The organism is Streptococcus sp. SP8 (genome assembly GCF_030440045.1).
Taxonomy (GTDB): domain Bacteria; phylum Bacillota; class Bacilli; order Lactobacillales; family Streptococcaceae; genus Streptococcus; species Streptococcus parasanguinis_I.
Genome location: NZ_JAQFJL010000006.1, coordinates 13,539 through 26,118, shown reverse-complemented (window position 1 = coordinate 26,118; position 12,580 = coordinate 13,539). Strand labels below are relative to the sequence as shown.

At 42.4% G+C, this 12,580-nt stretch carries 8 protein-coding genes; 2 read left to right on the top strand and 6 right to left on the bottom strand.

Features of this window, described 5'->3' with window-relative positions:
• Positions 1 to 5: 5 nt before the first annotated feature.
• The 6 genes from cysE to PCY11_RS06070 form a co-directional block, all read right to left on the bottom strand.
• Positions 6 to 623: a serine O-acetyltransferase gene (cysE, locus tag PCY11_RS06095; protein WP_049487790.1), complete on the bottom strand. Its 618-nt coding sequence runs from the start codon at positions 621 to 623 to the stop codon at positions 6 to 8.
• A 24-nt stretch (positions 624 to 647) separates the two neighbouring features.
• Positions 648 to 2,870, bottom strand: a complete 2,223-nt coding sequence (pnp, locus tag PCY11_RS06090) for a polyribonucleotide nucleotidyltransferase (RefSeq protein ID WP_049487789.1) — start codon at positions 2,868 to 2,870, stop codon at positions 648 to 650.
• A 608-nt stretch (positions 2,871 to 3,478) separates the two neighbouring features.
• Positions 3,479 to 4,216, bottom strand: a complete 738-nt coding sequence (locus tag PCY11_RS06085) for a hypothetical protein (RefSeq protein ID WP_049523567.1) — start codon at positions 4,214 to 4,216, stop codon at positions 3,479 to 3,481.
• 101 nt (positions 4,217 to 4,317) lie between these two features.
• Complete coding sequence (locus PCY11_RS06080; RefSeq protein WP_042759817.1) at positions 4,318 to 5,634, bottom strand: DUF6287 domain-containing protein; 1,317 nt, start codon at positions 5,632 to 5,634, stop codon at positions 4,318 to 4,320.
• Positions 5,635 to 5,712: 78 nt separating this feature from the next.
• Positions 5,713 to 8,358, bottom strand: a complete 2,646-nt coding sequence (locus PCY11_RS06075; protein ID WP_024054788.1) for an SEC10/PgrA surface exclusion domain-containing protein — start codon at positions 8,356 to 8,358, stop codon at positions 5,713 to 5,715.
• Between the two features lie 47 nt (positions 8,359 to 8,405).
• Positions 8,406 to 9,371 (bottom strand): hypothetical protein, encoded by a 966-nt coding sequence (locus PCY11_RS06070; RefSeq protein WP_024054789.1) that lies wholly within the window; start codon positions 9,369 to 9,371, stop codon positions 8,406 to 8,408.
• 330 nt (positions 9,372 to 9,701) lie between these two features.
• Here PCY11_RS06070 and pepF point away from each other — a divergent pair, with 330 nt between their 5' ends.
• On the top strand, positions 9,702 to 11,498 hold the full coding sequence (gene pepF, locus PCY11_RS06065; RefSeq protein ID WP_070845787.1) for an oligoendopeptidase F: 1,797 nt from the start codon (positions 9,702 to 9,704) through the stop codon (positions 11,496 to 11,498).
• A gap of 129 nt (positions 11,499 to 11,627) precedes the next feature.
• Complete coding sequence (locus tag PCY11_RS06060; protein ID WP_070845788.1) at positions 11,628 to 12,503, top strand: calcium-binding protein; 876 nt, start codon at positions 11,628 to 11,630, stop codon at positions 12,501 to 12,503.
• Positions 12,504 to 12,580 lie beyond the last annotated feature (77 nt).

Here is a 12,580-nt window from a genome sequence, read left to right as displayed (position 1 = left end):
TCTCCTTACAAGCTCGAAGACCGATGGCTGGCTTCCTTAGCATGCTCCATCTTATTCATGTAGTATTCCCGTTTTTCTTCTTCTTGGTGAATGATTGGCTCATCCTTTTTGCCGTGAACACGAACAATTTTGGCAGGAATACCGACAACGGTCACATCACTCGGTACATCGGAGACCACGACAGCCCCTGCTCCGACTTTGGCCTTGGCTCCAATTTCCACCGGGCCGATGACTTGAGCATGGGCGGAAACCAAGGCTCCCTCACGTACCGTCGGATGGCGTTTGCCGACATCCTTTCCTGTTCCCCCAAGGGTCACCCCATGGTAGAGCATAACGCCTTTTTCAACAATGGCTGTTTCCCCGATAACGAGGCCCGCTCCATGGTCGATAAAGACACCAGAAGCAATGGTCGCACCTGGATGGATCTCGATCTGAGTCCAAAAACGCCAGAATTGGCTGTGCATCCGCGCCAAGAGCTTAAAGCCATGGTTCCACAAAAAGTGGGAAACACGGTGAGCTGCCAGAGCTTTGACGCCTGGATAGGTCAAAAGGACCTCCAGCGAGGTACGCGCTGCTGGGTCATTTTCTTTTACAATATTGATGGTTTCACGCCACCATCCCATACCGTGCTCCTCCTTTTCTAATGCTTATTCTGAATCTTTTTGTGTAATGGTAAAGTCTTTTTTAGGTTTGTGGTCTTTATTGTGGTGACGAGGACGATCGCCGTGACGAGGACCCTTTTCACCTTTTTCTTCTGAATGTTCAGGTTTTGGCGGACGTGGCAATAGTGCCTTCATAGAAGCATCGACACGACCCTTTTCATCAATCTTGATAATCTTGACATCGACTTCATCGCCAATCGCTACCAAGTCTTCGACACGGTTGGTACGAGTCCAAGCCATTTCAGAGATATGAACGAGGGCATCCGTCTTGTCAAAGAGATTGACAAAGGCACCAAATTTCTCGATCCGAACCACTTTGGCATGGTAGACTTCATCCACTTTGGCTTCACGGACCAAACCAGCAATGATTTCTTTAGCGCGGTTAATGGCAGCTTGGTCGCTCGAGTAGATAGACACGTTTCCTTCTTCGTCGATATCAATCTTAACGCCTGTTTCAGCGATGATCTTATCGATGGTTTCTCCACCCTTACCGATGACAATCTTAATCTTATCGACATCAATCTTGATGGTATCAATTTTCGGAGCAGTTGGCGCCAATTCTGGACGCACTTCTGGAATGGTTGCTTCGATGACATCAAGGATTTCAAAACGAGCTTTCTTGGCTTGAGCAAGTGCTTCAGTCAAAATTTCTGCAGTAATCCCTTGGATCTTGATATCCATTTGAAGGGCTGTAATCCCGTCACGCGTACCTGCAACCTTAAAGTCCATGTCTCCAAAGTGGTCTTCCAAACCTTGGATATCTGTCAATACGGTATAGTTGTTTCCATCTGAGATCAGACCCATGGCAATACCAGCTACTGGTGCCTTGATTGGCACACCACCAGCCATAAGGGCAAGCGTTCCCGCACAGATAGAGGCTTGAGATGAAGAACCATTTGATTCTAAGACTTCTGCTACCAAACGGATGGCATATGGGAATTCTTCCAAGCTTGGCAATACTTGAGCAAGGGCACGCTCACCGAGAGCACCGTGACCAATTTCACGACGACCAGGCGCACCGTAACGACCAGTTTCCCCTACAGAGTATTGTGGGAAGTTGTAGTGGTGCATAAAGCGTTTCTTGTACTCTGGATCCAAACCATCGATGATTTGCGTTTCACCCATTGGTGCCAAGGTCAAAACAGAAAGGGCTTGCGTTTGTCCACGAGTAAAGAGGCCTGAACCATGTACGCGGGGAAGGTAGTCGACTTGTGCATCCAAAGGACGGATTTCATCAACCTTACGACCGTCAGGACGTACCTTGTCTTCTGTGATCAAACGGCGCACTTCTGCGTGTTCCATTTGTTCCAAGATTTCAGCCACATCCCGCATGATGCGGTCAAATTCTTCGTGGTCTGCATATTTTTCTTCGTAAACGGCTGTCACTTGGTCTTTAACCGCTTGAGTCGCAGCTTCACGAGCTAATTTTTCTTCTACTTGGACTGCTTTTTGGAGGTCACTGTTGTAGGCTGCAATGATTTCAGCCTGCAAGTCAGCGTCCACGTGAAGCAATTCTACTTCTGCTTTTTCTTTCCCAACTGCTGCTACGATTTCTTCTTGGAAGGCAATCAATTCTTTAACAGCTTCGTGCCCTTTCAGAAGAGCTTCCAACATGATTTCTTCTGACAATTCTTTAGCGCCAGACTCTACCATGTTGATAGCGTGTTTGGTACCAGCTACTGTCAATTCAAGAAGCGAGCGCTCGGCTTGTTCTTGCGTTGGGTTGATGACGATTTCTCCGTCAACATAGCCCACTTGTACCCCAGCGATAGGTCCGTCAAATGGAATGTCTGAGATAGACAAGGCCAATGATGAACCAAACATGGCTGCCATTGGGGCAGATGCATTTTCATCGTAAGAAAGGACTGTGTTAATCACCTGCACTTCGTTACGGAAGCCTTCCGCAAACATTGGACGGATTGGACGGTCAATCAAACGCGCTGTCAAAGTCGCATCAGTAGAAGGACGTCCTTCCCGTTTCATAAAGCCGCCAGGAAATTTCCCAGCCGCATACATTTTTTCTTCGTAGTTGACTTGAAGTGGGAAGAAATCCCCAGTTGCCATCTTCTTAGACATGACAGCAGCCGTCAAGACAGTTGACTCCCCATAACGCACGACAACAGCGCCATTTGCTTGCTTGGCAACCTGACCAGTCTCTACGATTAACTCACGACCCGCAAAAGTCGTTTGAAACACTTGTTTTGTCATTGTAATCCCCTTTGGATTGATAAAATTATACGACTTGCCTACAAAGATCAAGATATTTTGGACGGTTCGGCTTGCCGAACATTTCTGTAGAAAAATAGGAAGGTGACGCCGCACTCGATGAGTGCTAGGAAGCTTATCTTTTTTCCTAAGAAATGAGGCCAAAATTCAGTTCATCAGGATACAAAGGGCGTGAAGAATCCCGTATGAAAATAGGAGATTGACGCAGTGTGCCACGCACACTAGGAAATCTATCTTTTTCACTAGGGATTTAGCCCGTGTTCAACTATCAAGATACCAAGGCCGTCAAAAGCAAAGTAAAAATAGGAAACTGACGAAGTCTTCGATGAAGACAAGACAGTTTATCTTTTTTACACGGCTTTTCGGCCGGGTTCAATTACTCAAGATACCAAGCCGTCAAGCAACTCAACGAGATAGGAATTTCAACAGCCTATCTGTCTGTTATATCCTCATCTTTGTATCCAAGCACGTATACCTTTTATTTTAACATATTCAAGCCCAAAAGAAAAAGGCTTTGAGGGCCTTTTTCTTTGATTCTTCAGCAAGTTCTATATAAAAATTTTAGAGCTAGATATAGCTTCTGATTATTTTTACGATTTTGCGAATTCAGTGCTGTCGACATAAAAGCGTGTTTTATGTGTTCCACCCTTGTAGTCCTTATTGTTTCGTTTCAAGACAAAACGTCTGTATGGTTCAGAAGTCCCTTGGATCGATGTGGTCACTTCAACTGAATTTTCATTGATCACCCATTCATCCGGTGAAGGGATTTCCATCGGTGGCATCGCTCCGCCACGACCACCAGGTACAATTTCGTAGAAGGCCTTGTCTTTTGTCGAATAGATCCAGCCGTCTTTCTTTTCATTTGTAAGCTGGATCAGCTTGTCTTGTGAAAGACTGCGGATTGAGTCCGATGTTTCTTCTGCATCTAATTTATCAATGACATCTTGCAGATTATAGGTCCCAGGCGTGTAGGTATTGTAGTAATCAATGAACATGTCTTGTGGGTAACCATCAACCGCGCCGTGGTCATTATTCAACTCTAGCAAGCGAGTCGGTTGCACCTGAAGTGAATAGGTCAAAGACGCACTGTTTTCAATAATCGAATAGATATCCGCTTGGTCCGCTTTTGACAAGGTCCCAATGGCTTCTTTATCATGTTCATCTGACTTATCTCCTTCGGTTTGCTCTTTTTCTTGGGCTTTATCAGATGATTTTTTAACCGATGAGGCTCCTACTGGACTGTGCTTGCGCTCATAGCGTTTGGGAGCACAAGCTGCTAGGGAAATTATCGAACCAACTGTTAAAAATAAAATAATAAATTTTTTCATAATATCTCCTATTTTTTTATCCTACTCTATCAAAGAAAATCTATTTACTCAGTATCAATGAAGAGACCACTAGCAAATATAAGTTAATTTTCTAACCTTTTTTAGTCTTCCTTATAGAACAAGTCGCTTTGATCTGAAATAACATTTTGACCCCAATAAATAATATCCTTGCTATTATCAACAGAAAAATTTCCATATTTTAATGATGCGGGAAACTCTTGACCTGCTGGGAAAAAACTCATTGCTGAAGCACCAGCTGGGGCAGTTGAATGAACACTACTGCTTAAGTATCCAAATTCATGATTAAAGCGGTCTACAACCTGGTCTGTTGGTTCACCATTGATCTTTGATATACCGTTATCATCAAATGTTACACTCATCCCTTTCCCATTTCTCCAGGTTCCTGCGATACTTGAGAAATTTCCGTTCTGAATCTCTTGAATATTCATTCCGCTGCTTTTTTTACTTGAGCTTGCTGATTTAGAACCATCCACGCGCGTTGTGAATTCAAGGGCGATCCAGCCTTGTCCAGATTCCAATTTGCCCCAGGTATGGCCATCTGCCTCTACTGTTTCCGTAATGGTGTGAGTTCCTTTTGCGATCATTCCCGCAGATGGTGCAGAAGTCGATGGCTCTTTTCGAATACGGAGATCCGACACACTGACTTGTACTTGGAAGCTTTCCGATTTTTTCTCTTCCGATTTTGCTGCTGATTTGGAATCCCCTGAACCTTCAAAAGTTTTCCAGTCCAGCTTACTGAGGTCCAACTGCTTGGCTGAAATCCCAAGAGCTTGTTCTGCTGTTTGGTCACCACCAATTTGAATGGTTGCTTTCTTTTCTTCCTTGGCTTCCCCTTTTCCTAGCGAATAAAGGGTCAATTCCATTTCTGGATTAAGAGATTGCCAAGTGGCATAGACGATTTGTCCATTGTCGAAAACTTCTAAGCTGGAGCGATAACCACCCACCGCAGCTGTATAAGCTGTATGGAGCAATTCAGCTTTTTGACCCTTGAGGTAATAGATAGCAGAAACATACTGTTTGTTTCCAGTGTATTGATTGGACACCAAGAGCTCATCCACACCATCTTTGTTCAAGTCTGTAAAAGCGTATTGGAAGGTTACCGGAGTTCCTAAGCGCTCCAAAGCATCTAGATAGATGCTTTCTTCTGAACCAGATTGTATTTTACCTAATTCCGCAAAGAGGCCTGCTTTATCCCCATTTTTAAGAGCAGTATCATACTTAGCATACCGCTCCAAAACCTCTTGATAATACTTCTGACCTGTATCCTTCTTTTCTTTTTTGACAGCTGATGACGTTGCTGTCTTTGGTTTACTTTGGCGTTCATAGCGTTTGGGCGTACAAGCCACCAGAGCTAGAACGGACGCACCCGCCAGTAGTGAAATCATAACCTTTTTCATAAAAAATTCCCCATTTAACTATCTTTTTCTTAAAATTATATCATTTTAGGCTGGGTTTCCCCAGCCTAAATAGAATTTTTATTTTGATTCGCGTTTGCGTTTCAATCCAACAAAACCTAGAGCCATCATAGCTACGCCCATAAGTCCAAGTGCACTTGCAGATTCACCAGTTGACGGTAATTCTTTCGTGTTTGCTTGTTTAGTTGGGTTAACTTGAGGTGTTGCCGGTGTGATTGCACCAGGTGTTCCTGTTACGATTGGGACAGTTGTCTTCATCACTTTGTTTTCAGTTGGTTCATGACGAACTGGTTCGTTGCGACGAGTTTCTTCTTCGTGTTTGATACGTTCTTGTTCACGACGAATTGTTTCTTCCCATTGTTTCGCTTTAACGAGTTTTTGGTAAGCTTCGAAGACACGAGTGTAGTCTTCTTGAGATGCTTTCGCTTTCAATTTCAAAGCTTCAAGTTTGGCAATTTCTGTTTCAAGAGTTGCTTTAGCTTCAGCTGTTTTAGCTTTTGCCTCAGTCAATGCTTTTTCAGCTTCAGCAAGTTTCACAGGTGCGCTCTTAAGCAATTCAAGATAATCTTTTGCGTCTTGTACAGCTTGTTCAGCTGATTTAACAGCTTGTTTAGAACGTTCCACTTGAGCTTTAGCTTCAGTTGTTGCAAGACCTTTTGCTTTCAAATCATTTTCTGCATCAAGAGCTGCCTGAAGGGCTTGTTTCAAAACTTCTTCTTGAGCAACCAATTTAGCTTTAGCGTCTTTCAATTCAGATTCACGTTGTGCACGAACTTGTTGCAAGTTTTCAAGATTTGATTGAGCGGTTGCGAGTTCAGCTTTAGCTGCTTCAAGAGCTTTCGCAGTTTCAGCAACTTTAGCTTGAGCTGCAGGAGTTTGTTCTTTGACAACAAGAGCGTCATCGTAAGCTTTTTGAGCTTTAGCGATAGCATTTTGAGCAGCGTTCAATTTAGTTTGAGCGTCAACTTGAGCTGATTTTGCCGAAGCAAGGTCATTTTCAGCAGATGTAACGGCTTGGTCAGCAGTTGCTTTCTTAGCTTTAGCTGCTTGAAGCGCTTGTTCTTCTTTTTCAACTGAATGTTTCACAGAATCGTTGTATTCTTGATCAGTGCTAAGGTAATCAGCTTTGTCTTGATTTGTTGGACGGTTTGTTGATAAGATGTGGAGTGATCCGGAGCTTACGCTGAATCCAATGCCCGAACCTTCAAGGGAAATCAAGTGTTTAGCGTGACCGTTTGCTTGATTACCATCTTGGAACATCATCATACGAATATCACCTGCAATCTCCTGTTTAAGGTTCAACATTGTATATCCGCCCATATTTTCTTTATGCCATTCTGGCAAAAGCCCACCGAGTGATTCAGATGCTCCATATTGACGGAGAATTGAGAGTTGGTGCCCCCAGTTTTTACCGAAGTTGAATTTATCAGGAGTTCCGCCATTGTCTTCGTAGAATTTAGAATATCCACGAGCGATAGCGTCTGCAAATTCTTGACCACCAACTGTCAATTGGATTGGTGTGATGGTTTTGCCTGGTTCGCGTTGTGACCAATATTGTTGGTTGAGGTCGTTCAACATTTGAGATACAAATTCAGCAATTTCTTTACGTTGAGCCGCTGTGAGATTTGCTAAATCAACGATTTCTCCGTTAACACCAATGCCAGTTTGGCTATAATCTGTTTCTGGTTGCAATTTCATGTATTCATCTTGATGAGCGATGAACCATTCGTAGTCTTTAATGTCGTGTTTTGCGTATTCAGCAGGAATAACGATTTTACGGAGAGCTCTATCTTGTTCCAACTTAGCAACTTTTTCTTGATAGTCCGCGTTTGCTTTGTCAAGAGCTTTTTGAGCCTCATCAACTTCAGCTTGAGCTACGCCGACTTTGGCTTTTGTTTCAGCAAGAGCTTTTTCTTTTGCTTGAACATTAGCTTTTGCATCAGCAAGACCTTGTTCGAGTGCAGGAATGTTCTTTTCAGTACGTTCTTTATCGAGAGCTGATTTTGTTTCATCGATTTTAGCTTGACGAGATGCGTCGAATTCTTTTGCACGAGTCAATTCGTCTTGAGCTGCTTTATTCACAGACTCTGCATCTTTCAGTTTATTTCCCGCAATCGTCACTGTCTCCTGTGCTCTGGTCAGTGTTGTCTCATTAAGAGCTTGTTCTGCCTTCTTCACTTCTTCCTTGCCTAAAGCGACTTTTGCTTTTTCATCGTCTACTTTTTTAGTAGCCTCTTCATAAGTTTTTCCTGATTCGGCTTCCGCTGTCTCAGCTGATTTCACACCTTCTTCAGCCGTTTTTACACTTTCTTCAGCTGATTTCACACCAGCCTCTTTTGTTTTAATGGCTTCTTCAGCTTTTGCAATATTTTCAGGAGTTGCTTCCTTCCCAGCTTCTTTTGTTTTTTCATAGGTTGCTGCTGCCGTTTTTTCAGCAGCTTCCGCTTCCTTAGCCTTTTGATCCGCTGCACTGACAACCTTTTCTTGTTCTGTTACTGTTTTAGCCGCAGCATCAGCTTGCTCTTTTGCTGTATCAACTGCCTCTTTTGTAACCTCAGCAGTACGATCGATATTTGAAACAGTTGCTGATGTCCCTGTCTGAGGTTGAGCAACTGACGCTTCTTCAGCTTGTACAACTGAAGTTACAGCAGTAGCGGCAATAATAGTAGCACCAATAGCAATACTTTTCTTTGTTGTTTTATTCATAATTATATTCCTTCTATTTTCTTCCCTACCTATTTATCCCGGATTTCTTATCTTCCATAACGAATATTCTCAAGTTCACTTGCTACAGCACGTGATGCAGCAGCTGCTTCTTGTGTTTCTGCAATTTGTCTTGCACTTAAAATATTTGCATGTTCTTGAAGCTTGATCATCCGTTCTTGATTAATAATCTGCTCTTTCTCAAGTTCGATCATCTCTGCCTCAAAGGCTCGACGTGCTTCTCGGTCTAAATATGTATCATATAAATTAATCGCTTCTTTTATGTTATCTGCTTTAAAGTTATTAAACGCGTGAATTAGATAATTCACTGCATCTAGTGCGTAATAATCCTTAGGGTACCATCCTTGACCAATTGCTACAGCTTGATTCCGGAAATTTTCCATCAAACGTCCCTCTTGCTGATAGGCCAATTCTAATCGTTGATTTTCTGCAACCACTGCTTGGTAATCTCTTAAATGCTGTTCATTTTTATTACGAATACCTTTATTCACAAACGCAATCATTAATTCCAGCTTATTTTGAATGATAAAATAAGTGGCTACAATTGACACTCCAAGTAGAATTAATGTTATAGGATTAGGAGTCAAAAGCAAACGTAGAGGGAATACAAGTAAGATCCCTCCCATAATCAGTGTCGCTGGATAAATCCAGCTATCCTTTGAACCTTTCATACGACGAAATAATAGAAATAAAAATCCCGATAAGAACAAAACTTCAAAGATAATATCACCGATTAATCGATTCACAGCACCAAGTAAGATGACATACAATAAATCCCCTAATAGTATCGAAATACTTGAAAATACCATAATTGAAAAAGCAAGCTTGAGGGATTTATGAGACAATGTGTTTTCGTTATATTCATCTTGTTGAATCAATTTGGCTGTTCTCATTTGATTAACAAGTGTAACTTGACGTGAACGGGCTTGAATAAATCCCAATATATTCTCACGAATGAGTTCTAATTTAGAGACAATTTCTTCTCTTGTTTCCATTAATAACCTCCTCTATCACTAATTAGCAACATTTTACTAAAATTTTGAATATAAGAATTGCCACAAAAAATTATTAAGCAATCCTTATATTCTTTAGAGCCATTAGTGTTGAGTATTGCATGAAATGCAATACTCTGATGTACTAAGTATATCAGCGAAATTCCAATCCATGCCTTACCTAAATATAGTGGTTAAACTTAAGTTTTTTAATCTTAACTTTTTTCCAGCTCTTTTCAAGATTTTCACACAAGCATTTTCCCCTCTTCCTCTATGTTTCTGCCCTTTTTTCTGATATACTTAGTATAGTTATTTGATCAAAAGGAGAACACTATGGAATTAAAAAAACGTTCTGAATTTCCTGAGAACGAACTCTGGGACCTCACAGCCCTCTACCAAGACCAGGAAGACTTCTTGCGTGCCATTGAAAAAACACGTGAAGAAATCAATGAATTTGTCCGTAACTACAAAGGCAACCTCCACACCTTTGAAGACTTTGAAGCTGCCTTTACAGTCTTTGAACAAATTCAGATCCAACTCAGCCACATTGGCAACTACAGCTTTATGCCCCAAACGACGGACTTTGGGGATGAAGCTTTTGCAGAAATTGCCCAAGCAGGGATGGATTTCGAAACTTGGGCGAGCGTTGAACTTTCCTTCTTTGATGATGCTTTGGTAGAAGCGGATGAAGAAGTCCTTGAACGCCTGGGTCAACTCCCTCACCTCACTTTTGCCATTCGTCAGGCTAAAATCAAAAAAGCTCACTACTTGGGAGCTGACGTAGAAAAAACTCTGACCAACCTGGGTGAAGTCTTCTACGGACCGCAAGACATCTATACCAAGATGCGGGCAGGTGACTTTGAAATGGCTGATTTTGAAGTAGATGGAAAAGTTTACAAGAATAGCTTTGTCACCTATGAAAACTTCTACCAAAACCATGAGAATGCGGAAGTCCGTGAAAAAGCCTTTCGTTCCTTCTCAGAAGGTCTCCGCAAGCACCAAAACACGGCTGCTGCTACCTATCTAGCCCAAGTCAAATCTGAAAAACTAATCGCAGATATGCGAGGCTACGATTCCGTATTTGACTATCTCTTGGCTGAACAGGAAGTGGATCGTGCCATGTTTGATCGTCAGATTGACCTGATCATGAAGGACTTCGCTCCAGTAGCTCAAAAATTCCTCAAACACGTGGCCAAGGTCAACGGCCTTGAGAAAATGACCTTTGCTGATTGGAAGTTGGACTTGGACAGTGCGCTCAACCCAGATGTCACCATTGATGACGCTTATGACTTGGTCATGAAATCTGTGGCACCTCTTGGCGAAGAATATTCTCGCGAAATTGCCCGCTACCAAACCGAACGTTGGGTCGATTTTGCCGCCAATGAAGGCAAGGATTCCGGTGGTTATGCAGCCGATCCTTACCGCGTCCATCCTTATGTCCTCATGAGCTGGACAGGACGAATGAGCGATGTTTACACCCTAATCCACGAGATCGGACACTCTGGTCAATTCATCTTCTCAGACAACAACCAAAGCTACTTCAACGCCCACATGTCGACCTACTATGTGGAAGCTCCTTCTACCTTTAACGAGCTCCTCCTTAGCGACTACTTGGAACACCAGTTTGACGATCCTCGTCAAAAACGCTTTGCCCTAGCTCACCGTTTGACAGACACCTACTTCCACAACTTCATCACCCACTTGCTAGAAGCAGCCTTCCAACGCAAGGTCTACACCCTGATCGAAGAAGGTGGTACCTTCGGTGCTAGCAAGCTCAACAGCATCATGAAGGAAGTCTTGACCGAATTCTGGGGAGACGCCGTTGAAATCGATGACGATGCAGCTTTGACCTGGATGCGCCAAAGCCACTACTACATGGGGCTTTACAGCTACACCTACTCAGCAGGCTTGGTTATCTCAACAGCGGGTTACCTGCATTTGAAGAACTCCGAAAATGGAGCTAAAGATTGGCTGGACCTCCTCAAATCAGGTGGTAGCAAGACCCCACTTGAGTCAGCCATGATCATCGGAGCAGATATCTCAACTGACAAACCACTTCGCGATACCATCCAATTCCTTTCAGACACTGTGGATCAAATTATTGCCTACAGTGCAGAATTGGGAGAATAAGAACAATTTTCAGACTTAGTTTAATCTAAGTCTGATTTTTTTATTAAAATGTTACCAGTTAGTGATTGAAAGCGCTCTTATATTGTGGTATGATTATTGTGAAAAACATTACTAAATATGGAGAAAAAAATGAAAAAGTTTGTCGATTATATCATGGCCCAACCAGTTTGGAAAGTCGTTCTTTACGGTCTCGGAATCCTCTTTATGATTTTTAATCCCAAGATCATTCTTCCTATCCTATTTTTTTGTGGTATAGGATTTGCCTGGTATTTTGCTAAAAAGAAACCCAACGCTGCTAAAAGAAATATCGCTGCTATTGCTTCAGTTCTTGCAGTCGGAGGTGCATACTTAATCAACCCTAATATTGCTTCCACTAAGCAAGAAGAGCAGGCTCAAGCCACTCATTTTGCATCCACTCCTTCTAAAAATGATGAAAGTGCGAAAAAAGAGGCTGAGGCAAAACGTGAAAAAGAAGTAAAAGAAAAAGCTGAGAAAGAGAAAGCAGAGAAAGCTGAAAAAGAGAGAAAGGCAAAAGAAGAACAAGAACGAAAAGAAAAAGAAGAACGCGAGAAAAAGGCGAAAGAAGAACAGGAACGAAAAGAAAAAGAAGAGCGTGAAAAAAAAGAGGCTGAAGCAAAACAACTTGCTGCTCAAGCTGAGTCTGCCGTACAAGCCTTAGAAAACAATCAAGTAATAGAAAATATTGCTCCAGCTCAAGCTGCCATCGCAAATGTAGCTGATCAAGGAACAAAAGATCGCTTAACTCATCGTGTTGGATTAGTACAAAATGCTATTACTGTCAGAGAACAACAAGCTGAACAAGCTCGACAAGCCACAGCTGCTGAACAGGCAAGACAAGCTGCCCAACAAGCGCAGCAACAACAAGCACAAAATCAAACTGTTTCGGGCGGTGGATATTATAGAGATGCAAGTGGAAGATGGCACAGACCAAATGGGCAATTCGCTTCAAAAAAAGAAATAGCCAGTATTGGATTAGCATGGTAAGCTCTCTAATAGAAACGAATGTCATCGCGCATAAAAAAAGCTAAAGAAGGTTCATTCTTCTTTAGCTTTTTTGCTTT